Genomic DNA, 21083 nt, shown 5'->3' with positions numbered 1-21083 from the left:
AAATAGAAGACAAAACGACAAAGGATAATGACAATGCAAATCAATCGATTGCTAGAAATGGTCTATATTTTATTTGAAAAGAAAAAGATAACGGCGAGCGAATTAGCCGACTACTTTGAAGTGTCTCAGCGTACCATTTACCGGGATGTGGAGTCTCTAAGTGCGGCTGGGATTCCTGTTTATGCTGAAAAAGGTAAGGGTGGAGGAATTCGGCTGCTGGATAACTACGTGATTAAAAAATCACTGCTTTCAGAAAAGGAACAGGTCAATCTGCTGGCATCGCTACAGGGGATGAATGTGCTAAACGGACCGGAGGTCGATCCGGTGCTGAGAAAACTGGCGACCCTGTTTGAAAAAAAAGATGCCGACTGGATTGAAGTCGACTTTTCCCATTGGGGCGGTGATAGCGATGAACGGGAAAAATTTAATGTGCTGAAAAACGCCATCCTTGAAAAAAACAGAATTGCTTTTGACTACTTTAGTGCGACCGGAGAAAAGACCGGGCGCACTATTGAACCGCTAAAGCTCTTGTTTAAGGGGCAGTCCTGGTATGTTTATGGATTCTGTTTAAGTAAAGAGGCGTTGCGCTTTTTCAAGGTCAGTCGGATCAGGCAGCTCCGGCAGTTATCGGAGGCTTTTTCCCGGACCCTGCCGGAGGGCCCTGTTTTTGAAAAACCGGAGATAAGCGCTTCCCAAATCAGGTTGATCCTGAGAATTGACGCGAGCATGGCGTTTCGGATCTATGATGAATTTGATCCGGCCGCGATCACAAAAAATCAGGATGGGTCCTTTGTGGTAGCGAGCCGCTTGCCCGAGGATGGCTGGGTGTATGGCTATATTCTTTCTTATGGTGATGCTGCTGAGGTGTTAGAACCCCAGTGGTTGCGGGAGGCAATTAAGAAAAAATTGGAAGATGGTCTTAAAAAATATCTTTAATATGACATTAGGTGTCAGGTTAAAGGGTGTATACTGAATTTATTAATAAGTTAGAAAGAGGTATACACAAATGGATTATGAATTGGTACAACTAACAGAAAAGCAAGTGGCGGGGCTGAAAATACGCACCAGTAATACCGATCCCCAGATGGTTGAAAAAATTGGTGCCACCTGGCAGCGTTTTTATGGGGAAGGAATTGAAGCCTCCCTGACCGGCAGAAAAAATGAGAAATGTATTGGTCTTTATACCAATTATGAAAATGGTGTGGCCGGCACTTATGACGTGGTGGTTGGTTGTGAAGTTGATGCTGCAGCTTCGCAATCAGAGCGGGTTGAAACCGTAAGCATTGCACCTGGTAACTATGCAAAATTTGTTGTCCATGGTGATGTGCAGCAGGCCGTTGGCGACTTATGGGTGAAGCTTTGGGATATGAAGCTCGACCGGAAATTTAGTAGCGATTTTGAGGAATATCAACCCGGGGAAGACATGGCCAACGCCGAGATCCATGTCTATATTTCACTGAATTAAGGGAGACGCAAACGATGGACAAAGTCGATTATAAAAAGCAATTTAAAGCCTTGTATTTACCAAAGTCTCAGCCGTCAATCATTGCGGTTCCGGCGATGCACTTTGCTATGTTAGACGGTAATGGCGATCCCAATGGGGAAGCGTTTGCGGAGGTGGTGGGGGCGCTGTACAGCTTCAGCTACGCAGTAAAAATGTCCTATAAGAGCAAGACCATTCCGGAGGGCTATTACGACTATACCGTTTTCCCCCTGGAAGGGGTCTGGGATCTGGTCGACACGACCAGAACCAGTGCGGATAAAAGTAACTATGCCTATACGATGATGATCCGCCAGCCGGATTTTCTGACCGCTGAACTGGCTGCCCGGTTTATCACGGAAGTCAAAAAGAAAAAGCCCAATGACTTCCTCGATCGTATCCGGCTTGGGGAAATAGAGGAAGGCACCTGCTGCCAAATGCTGCATTTGGGCAGCTATGATGATGAGCCGGCCAGCTTTGCGCAGATGGAAGCTTTTTGCAGTGAGCATGGCTATCGGCGCAGTGATAAAACCCATCGGGAGATTTATGATCCCCGCCGGACCGAGACGAATAAGTTAAAGACGGTGTTGCGGTTTAAGGTAAAAGCTGATCAGTAAGGCTGATCGGTGATCTGATTAAGTATCGTGGTAAGTCGTATAAGTGCCTAAAGAGGCCCCTGATTCAGGATGAATCAGGGGCCTCTGAGTTTTTTTGCAGCCGGGGCAAGCCACGACCGGGCTGGCTATAGGAGTTTTAGTAAGCGTAGAGCATCAGGGTGCTGCCGTCATAGACCAACAGGGAGTTTTTAAAGCCGCCTGGGAGGGTGGGGCCTGAGCTAGCATCGATTGTCTCTTGGTCTGAACCAGAAATAACGCGTTTAATCGCTTTGTTGTTATTGTCTTGGTCCTGACAGATCAGATAGACGCCGGTGTTGTCAGAATAATAGGTGGAATTGATCGGAATGATGTTGCTTATTTCCGGATTGTTGGGATCAATATCAACCCATCCGCCTGACCAGGAGTAAATCTGGTAGTATTTATTGGTGTTTACGTCTTCGGTGTAGTTTCTGTCAATCGCCAGCAGACCATAGCTATCATCGATACCAATCAACTGTTTGCTGCCGTCCAAAGTAACCTGAGCACCGCTTGTCCAGGTACTTAAGTTGGTTGAGCTGTAGATCTGACCAGTACTGTCATAGCCGTAAAAAGTCGTCGCACCCGCTTGCTTGGCGTAAAAGAGTTTAAAACCATCAGCTGGTGCGGTCAGGCTGCCGGCCGGAGTCCAGGCGGTGTTATTGTAAGGGGTGGAGATAACCGCATTGGCATCAAGAATTTGGCCATTACTTGAATAAACATAATCAGCCATAAGGTAATTACTGGCATGGTTGCCGGTTAAGGTGCCGTTCAGTTTGATGGTGTAATTGTTGCCCACGTTACTGGTTTTGTTGTTACTGCTATCGTAATAGTCAGCGCTGTAGGTTGCCAGATGCACATCTTCCTGCTCTACACTACCAGCAATATGGGCAATAGCGTCCGTACCGTTAGCTGGATTTTTAGACGGATTAACTCCAGCATATGTGACCGTGATGCTGCTGCTGCCATCGGCTTTTTTTACGGTGGCCAGATTGACATTGACATAACCCAGGATTCTTGGTGTAATCGCCGCCGTTTTTGAGGTATCTGGATTCGGGGCCAGGTAGTTTTTGGCGGCCTCGCCGTCAAGGGTAAAGTGGATGGTCACGGGTTTGGCACTGCCGTCACTGGTGACATTTTTAGTATCGTAGCTGGCAGTGGCTTTGACCGTCACGGCATCGTTATTGATTAAGCCGCTAACGGCATCAGCAGCAAGGGGATATTCCGATAATTTAGTTGTGTTATCGGCCAGATAAACATCGGTAGTGGCGTCATACTTACGGGTCGCTGCGATGGCCGGCAGCTTGGTGCTGACGACGGTCAGCGGCAGCGGGGTAATGGTAACTGTGGTGGTCTGATTGGTAATCAGATAGTTACCGCTAGTGTCACTGGTGGAGTAGCTGATAGTGACAGTTTGCTCGCCGGCATCTTTATCGTTGTATGAAAGATTAGCTGTCACAGCTATGCTTTCACCTACAGCAAGCCCGCTGATTTGCGAAGCAGCGACCGTATATGATGATATTTCCTTACCATCCGAATCATAAACCTTACTGGTGCCGTCATAGGGGCGGGAGGTCTTGATAGCCGGTGGGGCGATGGTCAAGGTTTTTGGGGTAATACTGCCGCCGGAGATCGTACCGGTAATGCTGCCATCGGATGCGGCATCCGCCAGGCTGAAATTGTGGGCTGCCGTGCCACTGAGTTTATAGGTATAGGCGATCGTATAACCGCTACCGACGTTACTGGTTTCGCTATTATTGTCTTTATAGACAGCAGTGGTATCAAATGTCAGCGTCCCGTTTTGGATCGCTTCCTGAACGATCGGTATTTGATTAGTATCGGTAACTCTGACGGTGACGAGGGCATTGCTGGTACCGTCATATTCCTTAGTCTTATCACTATCTTTGACAATGGGAGTGGTGGCAATCGACAGTGGGGTAATATCAGCAGTTTTGCTTTGATCATCCGGCAGGGGCTGATAATTTCCTGCGGCCTCGCCGGCAAGGGTGTAGTGAATGGTAATGTTTTTATTGGGATCGACGTCTTTACCGTCATCATAGGTGGCGGTCGCAGTGACCGTCACTTTACCGGCGTCAGCAGCGGCAATATTGCCGGGTGTGACCGGCATATTATAGATTTTCTCGGTATTATTGGCCGCCGTAAAGACATCGGCGGTGCCGTCATAAGCTTTGGCCACCGGGGTGGGAGCTACTATCGTCAATGGTCGCGCGGTAATGCTGGCCCCGATTGTTTCGGTCGCTGCGATCTGGTAGCGTTTATTAGCAGGGCTACTATCAATTGTATAGCTAACTGTAATGGTCCGGTTGCTACCGGCGTTTTGATTATCATAGACTGCGGTGGCTGTGACATTAATATTGGGGTCGGCTGCTACACCGGTTGCCACACTAATCACGTTATTGCCGGCGGCAATTTTTCCCTTGTTATTAAACACATCGGTGGTGCCATCATAGGTTTTGTTTTTATTGATATTCAGGCTGGCGGCGGAGACCATCAGATTTTTCTTCGTAATGATCCCGATTTCCGCGTGTTCCGCCGGTGCGCTGTAATTACCGGCGTCGGTTCCCGACAGGTTATAGCTGCATAGCACTGGTTTATTCGTACCCACTTCAATCGCATCCGTTTTACCGCTACTGTTCTGATAGGTAGCGGTCCGGGTGATCGTCAGTGTATCGGCGTTAAACTGGCCAAGGGCTTCGGTAATCACGGTGTTAAGCGTCGCTGTTCCGTCAAATTCCTTTGCGATGGCGGTTGTCGTCGCATTACTCAGAGGTTTTTGCGTAATCTCACCCTTTATGGTCGTGGCGGCTGGCGGATTGTACTTATTGGCATTGGTACCGGAGAGGCTGTAGGTGACGGTAATATCTTTGTTGTTGCCGACGTTTTTATTGTCATAAGTGGCGGTAGCACTTACGGTCACGTTATCGCCAGAGATAATTCCGGTAACCGCCGTAGCATCAAGAACCTTGTTAGTCACATCGGTATCCGTGGTACCGTCATAGGTTTTAGACAAGATAATGGTTGGTGCAGTGACCACGCTCAGACTGATTTTGCTTGGTGGTGTATAACCGCCACCACTATCGCCGCCGGGTTGTGGTTGCGGTGTTGGGATTACTGGGGGAATAACGACTTCGGGATCGACAGTATAGTTCCCGGGTGCTTTTTCAAAGCTGACATTGTCCGAGGCAATTTCAGCTTTGCTGACGGTGCCCGTCCCGGTTACTTTGACGGGAGCCTTTACAGAAAGGTCGGTAACGGTTGTCTGGCTGCCCAGATTCACCGTGCTGTTTTTGGCTTCCGGCGCGATAATAAGCTGCTTGATGCTTGTCTGTTTGTCGGTTTTAACCACGGCATCCGGGGCATTTACGGTTACCGAATCAAAATTGCCTTCTAGAATCACTTCTTGACCAGCGGCGACTTCGCTTAAAACAAATGGAGTCCCATCGAGTCCAGTGACCACAATCCGCACGACGCCGGTGGGGGTTTTCTCCACCAGGATGTTCTGATAATCGCCACCGTTAATATGAATACTGTTTTTACCGCCGCCGCGAACCCGCAGCTCGCCGGAGACGGTGACATTATTCAAGGTGACATCGCCGTCACCAACGGCTTCATCAATAATCAGGTTGCCATCAATGGTCAGGTTCTGCAGGATTACTCCGGTAGCGGTGATGATCACATCCTGGTTGATCGGTTCTGATCCGTTAGTTGGGCCATAGGTGCCGGCTTTATCGTAGACTGTGGATGTGCTTAATTTTTCAAGCTGTTGGATCGCTGTTTCAATGGCTTTAACGGCATCAGCCACTTCTTCCGCTGTACTTTTATCGGTAACGACGTGATTCTTTATAACCGTCTGCAGATTAGCCCAGGAGGTTTGGGTATAATCAGACTCACTCAAGTCATCAATTTGTTCAAGAAGGCTATAGTAGGTGCTTAATTCACTGTTTACATCGGTGTCTTTAACAATTTCCAACTTCAACGCTTCCAGGCGCAAAGAACTGCCAACAGTCCCAAGCTGTTCACCATCGGCAAACCATTGTTCTGAATCTGCAGGCAGATCACCAATGTTCTGGACATGGCCCTGGTAGCGGATATGATAGCCGATGGCCTTATTACCGGTGGCATCAAGCAGGATAATTTTAATCGCCTCAATTCGCAACCCACCGCCCCGGGTTCCGGCATACTCGCCGTTTTTGGCCCAGGTGGATGGTTGGCTCTCATCATAGAGCCAGCCGATGTTCTGGACATGGACGTTGTAGCACAGCGAAAGATCTGCCGGCAGCTCGCTGTCAGGCTTTAATTCAAAGCCTTCAATTCGTTTGCTTTGGCCAACGGTACCAATCCGATTAGGGCTCGCAACGAAAGAACCATCGGTTGGGTAATCGCCCAGATCTTGAATGTGGCCCCGGGAAAGAACCGGGATCGTTTCGGTATCGACTTGGGCAAACACAGAAGGAATCGGAATAATCAGGCAAAACGCCAGTAAGACGAATATAAATTTTTTCACTTTTTCTCCTTTTTTAATGGTTTGAATGCGGATTAATTTAATCCAGTAATTTCTGGTGAATGAATAGGCAAATTTGGTGACTCTTAAATGTAGTTTATTCTAACAGTTTATCAGCTTTAATAAAACATCAATTGACGAGTAAAAAGTGCTGTTCGCGAATGGAGCGCTTTCTATAGGAGCAGTAATAAAAAGATTTTAGCGAATGAAAATTATTAGCAAGAATAAAATCCGCTTGACAAAGTTTACTAGCCAGGATAACATAACGGTGTTATCTAATGAGCGGTGGTGATTGAACGTATCAGTGCCTTCAGGTAACGCAACTACGGTTATCGATAGTGCAAATGAAATGATAAAGCGGGGAAGTTAAGTGAAAGACAATAAAGAAACCAAAGAAAAGCTGCTGACGAGTGCCAAAAAAGAATTTATTGAAAAAGGCTACCTCTCGGCATCGCTGCGCAATATCTGTAAGAATGCCGGGGTTACCACCGGGGCCTTGTATTTTTTCTTTGAAGATAAGCAAGACCTGTATGGCGCATTGGTTGCCGAACCGATAAAAAAACTTCATGCAGTAATGAATCGTCACTACGCCGAGGAACAGGCTCAGATTAATGCCGGACTCCTGATGGAAACGGACCGGGATGATGATGTCGAAGCGGCCATCGCAATCTTGCGTTGTCTCTATTTGCATCGGGATGAATTCATGATGTTGCTGACAAAAAGCCAGGGTTCCTGCTATGAGAAAATCACCGATGATTTTGTGATGATCACTGAAAAACACTTTAGACTGATCGCCGACAATATGGAAAAATGTTATGGTGCTCCGCGGGTGGCTGATTATCTGATCCATTGGATCGCCCATATGTTAATTGATGCCTTTATTCATATTTTGACCCATGAGGTATCAGAAGAAGCGGCAGTGGTGCATGTGCAACAGGTCATTAAATATATGATCGGTGGTTGGTTCGGTCTATTTGCACCTGAGATGAAGGATTAATTATAGTAGCTAAGCCCCTGCTTCCTTTGGTGAGGATCTTAATCAGGAGCAATTTGGGAATTGCTAAAGTGAGCAGGAGTAAGAAACAAAAAATTTTAGGCTTAACATAACGGTGTTATGTTAAGCCGAGGAAGAAAGAGGGAAATAAGATGTTTCTGGAAATAAAAAATTTAAAGAAGAGCTTTGGTAAAAACGGCAGTTATGTGGAGGTACTTAAGGGAATTACCACAACGGTAGAAAAAGGCGAAATGTGTGTGATTCAGGGGGCCAGTGGTTCGGGCAAATCGACTCTGCTTAATTGTATCGGGGGCTTGGATACACCCGACAGTGGTGGTGTAACGGTTGACGGCAAAGAAATTGTGGGACTAAAACCTGAGGCCTTGTCTGATTATCGTCGGGATTATTTGGGGTTTATCTTTCAATTTTATAACCTGGTACCGAATCTAACCGTTAAGGAAAACGTCGAGGTCTGCGGCTACTTATCCCCAGAACCGATGGCAATGGCAATGCTTTTTGAGGTCTTGGGTTTAACCGAACATCAGAACAAGTTTCCTTCCCAGTTGTCTGGTGGCCAGCAACAGCGTTGTGCGATTGCCAGAGCTCTGGTTAAAAACCCAAAACTCTTGTTGTGCGATGAGCCTACCGGAGCACTGGATTCCAAGACGGCAAAAGACATTTTAATTCTGATGGAAAAAATCAATCAGACCTTTGGTACCACCATGATCATCATCACCCATAATAATGCCATTAAGGACATGGTCAATCGGGTCATTACCATTAAAGATGGCACTATTTCTAATACTTATCAAAACGAACAACGGATTCCGGCGGCGGATCTGGAGGAATTGTAAGATGCAGAAGATACTGAGAAAGCGGATACTTCGCGACTTAAAGGCAAATCTTTTTTACTATCTGGCACCGGGGTTTTTGATTGTGTTGGGGATGTATCTGGTTGTCAGTTTTGTCGGGGCAGCCGATACCGTGATTACCGGGGTAGCCGAAAAAAACCAGCTTCTTCAAGTCGAAGATGGCCAGTTTTCAGTGTTTGTTCCGTTGACAGAAAAAGAAGAAAATGACTTGGTGGCGGCGGGGATCACCCTGGAAGAGCAGTTTTATCTTGATTATCATGGAAGAAATAATAGCGTAGTCCGGCTTTTTAAGAACCGCAAGGCGGTTAATTTGGCCTCAGTTGATGAGGGCCGAATGCCGGTAACAGCGGGCGAAATCTTTCTGGAAAAACACTGTGCGAGAAAGAATCAGCTGACAACGGGTAGCCAAATCACAATTGCTGGAAGCCTTTTTAAGGTCACCGGAATCGGCACCCTACCAGATTATGACGCCGTTTATCAGGAGCTGTCCGATAGTATCGTTGAAAGCGAAACCTTCGGGTTTGGACTTGTGGTACCCGCGGATTATGAAATGATGAAGACCGCAGGACAGGCCATCAAATCAAAAAGTTTTACCTATGCATATCACTTAAACGGCACCATGGATGATAGCGATCTAAAAAAGAAGCTAAAGGATACTTATTATGATCATAATAAGCTGACGGCGTTTATAACTGCGGCAAATAACCCCCGTATTGCGGCTTCAGCAGATGATCAGGTGATCACTAAAATTGCCGGGCTGATTGCCGGAGTCGTTGTGATGATTCTATTTACGTATATTATTTCTGTTTTTGTAATTCATACGATTGATCGGGAGCGACCCGTTATCGGAGCCCTTTATGCCTTGGGGGTAACTAAAAAAGACCTGATGCGATACTATCTTACCTTGCCGGTAATCATTACTGTTTTAGGTGGCATGATCGGGACCGCGATCGGTTACAGCCAATGGGGGGTTAGTCTGCAAATGGCTGAGTCGCTGAATTATTTTTCGGTCCCCAATCTGGCCACGGTTTATTCATTACCGCTCTTACTCTATGGGATTGTGATGCCGGCGGTTGTGGCCGCTGTTGTTAACGCCCTGGTGATTCGTAAAAAGCTTTCCAAAAATGTTCTGGATCTATTGTCAAATCGGGAAAACAGTGAGCAGGCAGCGACGATCACGCTTAAACGCTTTGGCTTTGTCCGGCGTTTTCAAATCCGGCAGATGATCAGGGAGGCCCGGACCAGCCTGACGGTTGTTTTTGGTTTGTTCATTGCCTTGTTAATTATGATGCTGGGACTAAACTGTTATGCGGTCTGTAGCCACGTCGGTTTAGAAAACAAAGCCGATACCCGTTTCGAATACATGTATAGCTATAAGTTTCCAACCGAAGCGGTACCAGAGGGCGGCGTGGCCGCTTTTGGAAAAACCCTGAAAAAAGAAGTCTTTGGCTACAACCTGGATGTGACGCTTTTGGGAATTGATGCGAGTAATCCCTATTTTGATGCCGCGGTTACCAAAGGACAAAATAAGGTTATCATTTCTTCGGCAGTGGCCAGGAAGTTTGGCCTTGCGGCAGGAGATGTGCTCGTGTTAAATGATGAGGAAGATGAAAAATTGGCAGCATTTACCGTTGACGGGGTGACAGCCTACGCATCGGGGCTTTTTGTTTTTATGAATTTGGCGGATATGCGGGATTATTTTGGTGAAACCGACACATATTATAACATCGTTTTTTCGGATCAGCCTTTGAATCTGGAAACTGAGCGACTAAATAATGTTACCACCAGGGAAGATAGTGTTAAGAGTGCCAATGTTTTTATTAGCCAGATGACCTCTTTGATTATTACGATGGTGGCGGTATCTCTAATTTTGCTGGCAGTGGTGATGTATCTGATGATGCAGGTGATGGTGGATCGTTCCGCTTTTGGGATTGCGCTAATGAAAATATTTGGCTATCGGTCCAAAGAACTTAGAAAGCTCTATATAAACGGTAATTTCTATGTCATTGCAGTAGGTGCCGTTATCAGTATTCCCCTGGCTAAATGGGTGATGGATCAAGTCTACCCGATCCTGGTTTCTAATGTGGCGGTAGGCTTTAATTTAAACTTTCCATGGTGGCTCTATGCCGGGGTATACGGTATGATTCTATTTTTATATTTAGTCATTAACACATTACTGTTGCAACGGCTTAAAAAAATAAGTCATGCTGAGGTATTAAAGAATCGCGAATAAGGGAAATGTTCTTAATAAAAACAGTTCGATGGTTGACAATCCCCATTGGAACGGGTTATACTCACATAAACACAAGAAAATATCAATGTGAAATATTTAAACGAAATAGAATGCACCTAACATAATTAAATAGTTGCGAATGGATGATGGCTACGGGAGAGACTGCTTAAAGTGCAGCACCGAAGGATTAAATTGATAGAATAGCTCATATCAATGATGATCTCAGGTAAAAAGGACCGTAACCGGACATAACTCTGGAAAGCGTAGCACCGAAGGGGCAACTTCCATAATGGAACGAAACTCTCAGGTTAATAACAGAGCAGAAGGCGTAAGCCTTCTGTTTTTTTGTTTATAAAATTTCAGAACGGGTATTGAATTTACAGAAACTAAACAAAGTGGAGGAGAAAAAAGATGAAAATTATTGAAGGTTTAAAGTATTCAAAAGATCATGAGTGGGTAAAAGTTGAGGGCAATCTGGCCACCGTTGGCATTACTGATTATGCCCAGCATTCCCTTGGTGATATCGTCTTTGTTGAATTACCAGAAATTGGTGATGTAATTGGCAAGGAAGAAGCCTTTGGGGTAGTGGAATCGGTAAAAGCTGCCTCAGATATCTATTTACCAGTATCGGGCACCGTTGTTAAAATAAACGAAGCCCTGGTTGATGAACCGGAACTGCTCAATACTGATGCCTTTGAAAACTGGATGGTGTGTGTGGAAATGGATGATCCGGCACAACTGGATGAACTGATGGACGCCGCAAAATACGATACTATTTGTCAGGATTAAAACGCAGAAAACAGGAGATTAAGAAATGGGAAATTTAAAACACACCCTCTTTTATGACAATCATGTCAAAGCCGGAGCAACCCTGGTCGATTTTGGGGGCTGGGAAATGCCCATCCAATATCCGGCTGGCATTGTTGATGAACATATTCATACCCGCATTAAATCTGGAATCTTTGATGTCTCCCATATGGGAAGATTCATCGTCTCCGGGAAGGAAGCGATCGCCTTTTTGCAACATGTGTTAACGAACAATGTATTAGCCCTGGACCTGCTTCAGGCCCAATACACGATGATTCAGAACAGTAATGGCGGGGCATTGGACGACGCCTATCTGTACCGTTTTTATGAAGACGAGTATCTGCTGGTGGTTAATGCTGCCAATGCCGAAAAAGACTGGCAGCACTTAAATAAAGAAATTGTCGCCTTTGATGCCCGGATTATTGATCAGTCCGCTGAAATTGCGATGATCTCGCTGCAGGGACCGGACTCAAAAACAGTGCTTAAAAAGCTCCTCGGCAGCGAGAATCTCACCGAACCCCTTAAGAATGCTTTGGCGATTTTAGACTATCAAGGTGAGGGCTTACTAATTGCCCGAACCGGCTACACCGGCGAACCCCTTGGCTTTGAGCTTTTTGCTAAGGCCGCACAGGGCCCGGCAATCTGGGAAAAGCTGCTTGACCTGGGTGCCATGGCGATTGGTCTGGGTGCCCGCGATACCTTAAGACTGGAAGCGGGTCTGCCTTTATATGGTCATGAACTGGGGCTTGATAGCGACGGGAACGAAATTCCCATTTTTTCCTGCCCGCTGGCTAAATTTGCAGTCAGTTTTGCCGCGGTCAAAGGCGACTATATTGGCCGGGAAGCCCTGGCGAATCAATATATTGGCTTTAAAAAAATTATGGAGCGGGATCTGGCTGATCTGTCCCATCTGGCTCGGATTGTCAGGCCAATTGCCATTACCGGTCGCGGCATTGCCCGGGCCGGTTGTAAGGTGTATAAAGATGGCAAAGAAGTCGGCACTGTCACCAGCGCTACGATGGTGCCTTATTTAAAGGCGGTAGGATATGGGCTGGACAGTAAAATCACCGACGAGAAAGCGATGCGGGCCATTGGTTTGGCCCTGATTGACGGTGATGTGGAACTAAATGATGCGGTAGCGGTGGAAATTCGCGGTAAGATGGTACCGGCGGTGATTGCCCCCTACCATATGAAAAGTGATGCACCGCCTTTTGCCAGACCGATCCTTTATGGGGTCGAAGTAGAGCGCAAATTTGATAGTCCCCGGGATTATGAAACCAAGGCTCTTAATCTGCTGGAAAAAAGCTATGACAATACCATCTTGAGACAACATCAAACCATTAATTTGATTCCTTCCGAGCAGACCCATTCTGCGGCGGTGCGGTTATTATCGATAATGGACCCTTCCTTCCGTTATGCAGAGCACAAAAAGACAAAATCATTTTATGATTATGATGTCTTCTATTATCAGGGTACCGCCTTTATTGATGAGATTGAATACTTGTTGATGGAAGAAATGAAAAAATATCTGCGTTGCGCCGAGGTAGAAACCCGGGTGATTAGCGGCCAGATGGCCAATGTCGCGGTCTTTAGTGCGCTGATGGATTATAAAAATCGGGTCAACCGGAAGGTCGATGCCAAACGATTAGGTTATGTGATGAATAACCACATTATCCGCGGCGGTCATTTAAGTGCTCAGCCGATGGGCGCGCTCCACGATTACATCGCCGTCGATCCGGTTACGGAAAAAACGGCAGTGGTGAATTTTCCGGTGGAAAAAGACAACCCCTTTAAGATTGATGTAGCGGAAACTAAAAAGGTCATTGAACAATATAAGCCAGAGCTGATTATCTTTGGTAAGAGCATGGTGCTTCACAAAGAACCCGTTCGGGAAATTCGGGAATTTATTGATGCGCAAAAGCTCAGTTCGATCATTATGTATGATATGGCCCATGTCCTTGGTCTGGTCGGGGATCATTTCCAGGACCCCTTTGCCGAAGGGGCGGAACTGGTCACCGGCTCGACCCATAAAACCTTCTTTGGCACCCAACGGGGCGTTATTGCTGGGAATTATGACAAAGACGATTATAAGTATGGTCTCTGGGAAACCATCGAAACCCGTGCCTTCCCCGGCAGCGTCAGCAATCACCATTTAGGAACGATGCTGGGTCTGCTCATGGCAAGCTACGAAATGAACTGCTTTAAGGATCTTTATCAGAAAAATGTCATTGACAATGCCAAGTATTTTGCCAAATGTCTGGCAGATTGCGGCCTGGAGGTGGCAGGAGACCCGGCCATTTCCTATACGGAGACCCATCAGGTGGTGGTGCGAGTGGGTTATGGCAGCGGTCCCGAAGTGGCCAATCGCCTGGAAAATAATAATATCATCATTAATTATCAGGCCACCCCGGAAGAAGAAGGCTTTACCGCTTCTGGTGCGATTCGCATCGGGGTTGCAGAAATGACCCGGTTTGGTTTTGGCAAAGAAGCCTTTGCCGAAACCGCAGCTTTGATGGCGGATGTGATTTTAAGAAATAAAGATGTTAAAGAAGATGTCAAGCGGCTTAGAGGCCAGTTTACGAGTCTTAAATATTGCTTCGATGATGAAGAAATTGCAGCACAGCTGGAAAAATTAAAAAATACGTTTTAAATAAAAAATAAGTTTAAAAGGGGGAAAAAGCGTGTCATCCTATTTATCCCATACCAAAGAAGAACAACAAGCGATGCTAAAAGCGATGGGAATCGCTTCGATAAACGAACTTTTTGCCGACATTCCAAAACAAGTGCGCTTAAACCGCGAGCTTCTATTACCACCGGCTCTATCAGAGATGGAACTGACTAGTTATATGCAAAAGCTGTCACAGCAAAATGCCAATCTGGATGCTTATAGCTGTTTTCTGGGAGCCGGGGCCTATGATCATTTCATCCCCAGCGTGGTCGGCAATCTGACTGCCCGACAGGAGTTTTACACGGCCTATACCACGTATCAGCCAGAAATCAGCCAGGGTACCCTGCAGGCGATCTTCGAGTTTCAATCGATGATCTGCGAGCTCACCGGGATGGATATTGCCAATGCCTCGATGTATGATGGTGCCACCGCCCTGGCTGAGGCGGTCGCGATGGCCTGTAGTCATACCAGAAGAAATGAGATGCTCATTGCCAGCACCGTTCATCCGGAGAGTCGGGAAGTCATAAAAACCTATGCCCGATACAAAGGCATTGAGGTCAAAGAAATTGACTATGATAATGGTAGCATCGATTTCGGTTGTCTGGAAGCAGCGTTATCGGATCAAACTGCGGCGGTTATTGTCCAGAATCCCAATTTCTTCGGTATCATCGAAGATCTGGGCCAGGCCGCCGAACTGGCGCACCACCATAAGGCCCTGCTGATTGCCAGTGTCGATCCGATTTCGCTGGCAATCTTAAAATCCCCAGGCGAACTGGCGGCCGATATTGTGGTTGGGGATGGTCAATGTCTGGGTAATCCGATTAGCTTTGGCGGTCCCGGCCTTGGTTTTATGGCCACCTCTAAGGCATTAATGCGGAAGCTGCCGGGTCGCGTCGTTGGTCAGACCACTGATCTTGATGGCAAACGGGCCTTTGTGCTGACCCTCCAGACCAGAGAACAGCATATCCGTCGGGACAAGGCTACTTCTAATATTTGCTCCAACCAGGCCTTAAATGCTCTGGCTGCGACTATTTATATGACGGTTCTTGGTAAGGAGGGTTTAAAAGAGGTAGCCAATCTATGCTTTAATAAAGCTCACTATCTCTATGATCAACTGATCCAATCGGGGAAATTTACGCCTGTTTTTTCAGCTCCCTTTTTTAAGGAATTTGCTATAATCAGCAGTTGCGAAACCAAAGCCCTGAATACGGCGTTGCTCTTGGACCAAATTATCGGTGGCTATGAGTTGGAGAAATCGTATCCGCAGCTAAAAAACGGCTGGTTGCTGGCGGTGACCGAAAAACGGACCCGAACCGAGATCGATAGTTTAGTAGAAAAGGCGGTGAATTATTGTGATTAAGAGCGAAGCACTGATTTTTGAAAAGTCAGTTTCAGGTCGAAAAACGGACCTGTTACCAGCCTGTGATGTTCCTGAATTAGATCTTGGCAGCGCCATCCCCGCCGGTTTTTTAAGGGCTCAGTCGCCGGAACTCCCGGAGGTCAGCGAAGTCGATACGGTTCGCCATTTTACGGCCTTATCGAAGATGAATCACGGGGTCGATTCCGGCTTTTATCCGCTGGGTTCCTGTACCATGAAGTATAATCCCAAGGTGAACGAGGAGGTGTCCAAATTTAGTGGCTTTGCCCGGATGCACCCGTACCAACCTGAAAAAACCGCCCAGGGTTGCCTGGCGGTTTTATACGAAACTGACATCATGCTGGCAGAAATCACCGGAATGGAGCGGGTATCCCTGCAACCGGCGGCTGGCGCTCATGGGGAGATGGCGGGACTGATGATTATCAAAGCCTATCATCAGAACCGCGGCGATACTAAGCGACAAAAAATCGTTGTGCCGGATTCATCCCATGGCACCAATCCGGCTTCGGCGTCGGTGGTTGGTTTTGATGTGGTTGAAGTGAAATCCAATGCATTTGGCGGCGTTGATATCCCGTCACTAAAGGCGGTGATGAGTGATGAAATTGCCGGACTGATGCTTACCAATCCCAGTACCCTGGGCTTATTTGAAGAAAATATTACCGAAATAGCTCAGATTGTCCACCAGGCGGGCGGCCTGCTTTATTACGACGGTGCCAATATGAATGCCATCATGGGTAAGACCCGGCCTGGCGATATGGGCTTTGATGTGGTCCATCTTAATCTGCACAAAACCTTCAGCACTCCGCATGGCGGTGGCGGCCCCGGTTCAGGTCCGGTGGGCGTCAAAAAAGAGTTAGTTCCCTTTTTGCCTGGTCCGGTGGTGGAACGGGTCGAGGATCGCTATTATCTGGATGATAACCGGCCCTTATCGATTGGCCGGGTTAAATCTTTCTATGGCAATTTTGGGGTGGTCGTTAAAGCCTTTGCTTACATCCGCTCCTTGGGGGCTGCGGGCCTTCGGGAGGCATCAGAGACAGCGGTACTTAATGCCAATTATATCCGTGCCAGACTGCAGGATGATTACGAATTACCGTTTGGCAAAATCTGTATGCATGAGGTGGTTTTCTCGGCTCAAAAGCAGAGCAAGTTTGGGGTTTCGGCGCTGGATATTGCCAAACGGCTGATTGATTTTGGTTATCATCCGCCAACGATATATTTTCCCTTAATCGTCAAAGAAGCGCTGATGATTGAACCGACTGAGACTGAAAGTAAGGAAACCCTGGATGAATTCATCGTGGCGATGCAACAAATTGCCAGCGAAGCGCAGACGAATCCGGAGCTTCTAAAGGAAGCACCCCATGACAGCATGGTAAAACGGCTCGATGAGGTTGCGGCAGTACGAAAACCGATGCTTCGGTATAACAAAGTCTAGATAATCCGATGTAAATCGGGTATTAATAACGCAAGAATACACCAGAATCAAATAGTGGTGCCTGAAAAAGTGGTTGCCCCAAAGTGGAGGTTGGCATGAATGTATTTGATATTATCGGACCGATTATGGTGGGCCCGTCCAGCTCTCATACTGCCGGAGCGGTGCGAATCGGCAAAATAGCCCGAGTGGTCGCAGGCGGACAGCCGGTTGCGGTGTCCATTGAACTCTATGGCTCCTTTGCCCAAACCTATAAGGGACATGGAACGGATAAAGCGATTATTGCCGGCCTGCTGGGCATGGCACCAGACGATGAGCGGATTAAAGACAGTCTGGCGCTGGCCAGGCAGGCGGGAATGAGTTTTAAATTTAGAAAGTCCGGTAATCAAGCGGTTCACCCCAATACGGCCTTGATTTCATCGGTCGATCAATTGGGAAAAAAAACAATTGTCCAGGGATCTTCAGTCGGTGGTGGCAGAATTGTAGTCAACCGGATTAACGAGATCAATGTCAAATTCAAGGGCGACTATTATACTCTGCTGATTCCCCACACCGATACGCCCGGGGTGATTGCGGCCGTAACTAAACTGCTGGCGGATCATGGGATTAACATTGCTGAACTGAATATGTATCGTTCCCATCGCGGCGGTGAGGCGATGATGGTGATTGAAACCGATCAGGCGGTTAAAGGTGGATTGGTTTGCTCAATCGAAGCGGTGAAGACGGTAAAAAAGGCAGTATTAATTGAACCGATCTATTAGGAGTGAAGATGATTAGTTATGATTCGATACAGGAACTGGCAGATAAGGCCACAAAAAAAGGGAAGCGAATTTCGGAGCTGGTCCTTGAGGATCAGGCCTTGCATATGGAACAGTCAAACGATGAACTCTTTGAGCTGATGCGTAAAAGCCTTCATGTGATGGCGGCCGCAGCAGAAAAGGGACTCACTTCACAGAGTTTGTCGGCAAGCGGTTTAAGTGGCGGTGATGCCAATAAAATGAAACAGGCGGTTGATGCCGGCAGAGCCCTTAGCGGGAAGGTGCTGAGTGAAACCCTGGCAAAGGCGTTGGCGATTGCTGAAGTGAATGCCTGCATGGGTAGAATTGTCGCGGCGCCGACGGCCGGTTCCTGCGGGATTATTCCGGCCCTCTTGCTGACCTTAAAAGAAGAACACCATTTAGCTGAGGATCAGGTGGTGATGAGCCTTTTTACCGCCGCCGGACTCGGCATGGTGATTGCCCAAAAGGCCAGCGTTTCCGGTGCGGAGGGAGGCTGTCAGGCAGAATGCGGCAGTGCCGCGGCAATGGCCGCAGCCGCGGCGGTTGAATTAATGGGTGGTACCCCACAAATGTGTGCCCATGCCTGTGCGATGGCCTTAAAAAGTGTGCTGGGATTAGTTTGTGATCCGGTTGCCGGGCTGGTGGAGGTGCCTTGTATCAAGCGTAATGCCAGCGGAGCAGCCAATGCCCTGGTTGCGGCAGAGATGGCTCTAGCCGGGATAAAGAGTACTATCCCGGTCGATGAGGTGATTGGTGCGATGAAAGCCGTTGGCGATGCGATGCCCAAAACATTAAAAGAAACGGCAGAAGGGGGTCTGGCCGACACACCCACCGCGAAGAAAATTGCCCGGGAAATTCGGCGCTGACCCAGGATCGGATAATTCGAGTCAATCACATTCAATTAAGGATTGGTGGGATCGTCTTGTCGGAAAAGATTTAGGAATATCTGGAAATAAATTGCACTAATTTTCACCTTTTTTTAACATATGCTTAAGTAAATGCATGTTTACAGAGAGCGTTAAGTTTAATGCGTTAGAATCTGTGATGTGAGAAAAGTTTCGACATCTTTTTTCACTTCACTATCACTGGCAGCTGTTCATTGAACGGCTGCTTTTTTTATTGGGTTGACAAAGGGCTTGGATTCGTTTATGATATATAAAATATCAAAAAGACGCTGATGAGGAATAGTAGTTATTGGATGATTTTCAGAGATCTGCTGGGTGGTGTGAAGCAGAAATCAGAAGACGATGAACTCACCTCTGAGTTGCTTGCTGAAATAGCGCTGATGATACGATCCTGATACCAAATTCAGTGAAAAAGTAGGTTAAGACGGAAGCCCACCGTTATAAGGGATGGATATCGGTTTTGTTAAACCCGTATTGAAGATCGTCGTATAAAATAGAGTGGTATAGCAGATTTTTCGTCTGTCTCGTTTGAGACAGGCGTTTTTTTGCGTGAAGGCAGTCGCCAATCGCAAGCTCGCTTGCAGTTGGCGACTGCCCACGAACCAAAGATGAAGCGGAGCGGAATCGTGGTTGCAAAATTTTTATACAAAGAATCTTCAGGGGCAGGATAAAGGGTATCGATAAAGTGCATACAGTCGTCTGTGTGAATAAGAGTGGTACCGCGGAAAGCTCCCTTTTCGTCTCTGATTGAGATGTCAGGGAGCTTTTTTTACCCAAAATTCATAAAAGGAGAAAGCGTATGTCACGAAAAATTTATGTCTTTGACACAACCTTAAGAGACGGTGAACAGGTACCGGGAGCCAAATTGAATCTAAGCGAAAAACTGGAGGTGGCTGAGCAGATTGCCAAAATGAAGGTCGATATGATGGAGGTGGGCTTCCCTTCGTCATCCCAGGGGGATTTTGAGGCCGTTCGGGCGATCAGTCGCAAAATTGGCCAGGACGTCAGGATTGCCGCCCTGGGTCGGGCGGTGCAAGCGGATATTGATTGCATTTATGAGAGTATTCGGGAGGCTGAGAATCCGCTGATTCATATTGTTTTAGGGTCGTCGGATGTACATGTCGCTAAGAAATTCAGAAAAACACCGGCGCAAGTCATTGAGATGGGGGTCGGCGCAGTTAAATATGCCAGCAGCCTGCTGCCCCAGGTTCAGTATTCGCTGGAAGATGCCAGCCGCTCAGAGTTTGAGTATCTCTGGCAAACCATTGAAGCGGTGGTTAAGGCGGGCGCCACCATCATTAATGTGCCGGATACGGTCGGTTTTGCCATTCCCGAAGAATTTGGCAAGCTGATCTACCGCATTAATGACCGACTGAAGAATCTTGACCCTCAGGTGATGCTCAGTGTTCACTGTCATAATGACACTGGTCTGGCCACCGCCAATACCCTGGCAGCCGTTAAAAACGGGGCGGATAAGGTGGAGTGTACCATCAATGGCATCGGTGAACGGGCTGGAAATACCGCGCTGGAAGAAGTGGTCATGGGGATTTCGCTCCACCCGGCTTATTATGGCGGACATACCACGGTGGATACCCAAAAAATTTACGAAACTTCGCGGATGGTCAGTGCCACCATGGGGCTGGATCTTCAGGTGAACAAGGCCATCACGGGAGAAAATGCTTTTGCCCATTCTTCGGGGATCCATCAGGATGGACTGCTTAAATCAAAGGATGTTTATGAAATTATGGATCCGGAAACCATCGGGGCGCCGGCAATGGAAATTGTCCTCACCGCCAGATCAGGCCGACATGCCTTTATGCATGTCACTCAGGGTCTGGGCTTTGATATCCCCGAGGAATCAGTGGCAGATTGCTATCAGCAATTCTTGACCATGGCCGATGCTAAAAAAGAAATCTATGATAATGACGTGCTGACCCTGCTAAAAAACAGTGGTGTCCCCAGCAGTGGCATTAGCCCGGAATTATGGCAGCTGGTCGATTATCAGCTACAGGTGACCAGCGGCTTACCTTCAGCAACGGTAAAGCTGGCTCGAGGTGATAAAAAAGTGGCAGTCAGCCAGAGCGGCTCCGGTGTCATTGATGCTCTTTATGGGGCCATTATGGAAGCGGTCGGTGAACCCATTGAACTCATCGATTATCGGATCAACAGCTTAAGCCGGGGTAAAGGGAGCCTGGGAAAGGTCACCACCCAAATTCGCTGCAATGAGCAGTTGTTTTCAGGTAAAGCCATCGAACAGGATGTGATGCACGCCAGTGCCTTAGCACTAATTAACGCTGTGAATAAGATGCTGCTCAAATAAGTTTTGCAGAAGGAAATGAAGAAGTCTTTTTATGATCGCTTGTGGATCGTTGCTTTGCAAGATT

At 47.3% G+C, this 21083-nt stretch carries 14 protein-coding genes, 1 riboswitch and 1 other annotated feature; of the genes, 13 read left to right on the top strand and 1 reads right to left on the bottom strand.

Annotated features, from left to right (window positions below; translation table 11 throughout):
- Positions 1-33 precede the first annotated feature (33 nt).
- The 3 genes from DOZ58_RS10195 to DOZ58_RS10185 all read left to right on the top strand — a co-directional run bounded on the left by DOZ58_RS10195 (position 34) and on the right by DOZ58_RS10185 (position 2097).
- Complete coding sequence (locus tag DOZ58_RS10195) at positions 34-936, top strand: YafY family protein (protein ID WP_111888186.1); 903 nt, start codon at positions 34-36, stop codon at positions 934-936.
- 70 nt (positions 937-1006) lie between these two features.
- The gene (locus tag DOZ58_RS10190) at positions 1007-1465 is read left to right on the top strand and encodes a GyrI-like domain-containing protein (protein WP_111888185.1); all 459 of its coding nucleotides are present in this window, start codon (positions 1007-1009) and stop codon (positions 1463-1465) included.
- 14 nt (positions 1466-1479) lie between these two features.
- Entirely contained in the window at positions 1480-2097 is a 618-nt protein-coding gene (locus DOZ58_RS10185) for a GyrI-like domain-containing protein (protein ID WP_111888184.1), read from the top strand.
- Positions 2098-2233: 136 nt separating this feature from the next.
- Here the strand turns inward: DOZ58_RS10185 and DOZ58_RS10180 are convergent, their stop codons facing one another.
- A complete protein-coding gene (locus tag DOZ58_RS10180) occupies positions 2234-6637 on the bottom strand; it encodes a YDG domain-containing protein (protein WP_111888183.1) in 4404 nt (1467 codons plus the stop codon).
- Between the two features lie 367 nt (positions 6638-7004).
- Between DOZ58_RS10180 and DOZ58_RS10175 the strand changes: the two genes are divergently transcribed.
- From DOZ58_RS10175 to DOZ58_RS10130, 10 genes are all read left to right on the top strand, one after another.
- Positions 7005-7631 carry a TetR/AcrR family transcriptional regulator gene (locus DOZ58_RS10175; protein ID WP_111888182.1) on the top strand — a complete coding sequence of 209 codons (627 nt, stop codon included), beginning with the start codon at positions 7005-7007 and terminating at the stop codon, positions 7629-7631.
- A 149-nt stretch (positions 7632-7780) separates the two neighbouring features.
- Entirely contained in the window at positions 7781-8482 is a 702-nt protein-coding gene (locus DOZ58_RS10170; RefSeq protein WP_111888181.1) for an ABC transporter ATP-binding protein, read from the top strand.
- A 1-nt stretch (position 8483) separates the two neighbouring features.
- Positions 8484-10733: an FtsX-like permease family protein gene (locus DOZ58_RS10165; RefSeq protein WP_111888180.1), complete on the top strand. Its 2250-nt coding sequence runs from the start codon at positions 8484-8486 to the stop codon at positions 10731-10733.
- 143 nt (positions 10734-10876) lie between these two features.
- A riboswitch (glycine riboswitch) is annotated at positions 10877-10982 on the top strand.
- Positions 10983-11144: 162 nt separating this feature from the next.
- Positions 11145-11522 carry a glycine cleavage system protein GcvH gene (gene gcvH, locus DOZ58_RS10160; RefSeq protein ID WP_111888179.1) on the top strand — a complete coding sequence of 126 codons (378 nt, stop codon included), beginning with the start codon at positions 11145-11147 and terminating at the stop codon, positions 11520-11522.
- A gap of 25 nt (positions 11523-11547) precedes the next feature.
- A complete protein-coding gene (gene gcvT, locus DOZ58_RS10155) occupies positions 11548-14190 on the top strand; it encodes a glycine cleavage system aminomethyltransferase GcvT (RefSeq protein ID WP_111888178.1) in 2643 nt (880 codons plus the stop codon).
- A 31-nt stretch (positions 14191-14221) separates the two neighbouring features.
- Positions 14222-15568, top strand: coding sequence for an aminomethyl-transferring glycine dehydrogenase subunit GcvPA (gene gcvPA, locus DOZ58_RS10150; RefSeq protein WP_111888177.1), 1347 nt, complete (start codon positions 14222-14224; stop codon positions 15566-15568).
- Positions 15561-17018: an aminomethyl-transferring glycine dehydrogenase subunit GcvPB gene (gcvPB, locus tag DOZ58_RS10145; RefSeq protein WP_305781824.1), complete on the top strand. Its 1458-nt coding sequence runs from the start codon at positions 15561-15563 to the stop codon at positions 17016-17018. Before gcvPA ends, gcvPB begins: the two co-directional genes overlap by 8 nt.
- A 95-nt stretch (positions 17019-17113) precedes the next feature.
- A complete protein-coding gene (sdaAB, locus tag DOZ58_RS10140; protein ID WP_111888175.1) occupies positions 17114-17776 on the top strand; it encodes an L-serine ammonia-lyase, iron-sulfur-dependent subunit beta in 663 nt (220 codons plus the stop codon).
- A gap of 8 nt (positions 17777-17784) precedes the next feature.
- A complete protein-coding gene (sdaAA, locus tag DOZ58_RS10135; protein WP_111888174.1) occupies positions 17785-18660 on the top strand; it encodes an L-serine ammonia-lyase, iron-sulfur-dependent, subunit alpha in 876 nt (291 codons plus the stop codon).
- Positions 18661-18959: 299 nt separating this feature from the next.
- Positions 18960-19447: a binding site (T-box leader), on the top strand.
- 51 nt (positions 19448-19498) lie between these two features.
- Positions 19499-21019 (top strand): 2-isopropylmalate synthase, encoded by a 1521-nt coding sequence (locus DOZ58_RS10130; protein ID WP_111888173.1) that lies wholly within the window; start codon positions 19499-19501, stop codon positions 21017-21019.
- Positions 21020-21083 lie beyond the last annotated feature (64 nt).

The organism is Acetobacterium sp. KB-1 (genome assembly GCF_003260995.1).
GTDB classification, from domain to species: domain Bacteria; phylum Bacillota; class Clostridia; order Eubacteriales; family Eubacteriaceae; genus Acetobacterium; species Acetobacterium carbinolicum.
This window is presented reverse-complemented; position numbering and strand designations above follow the sequence as displayed.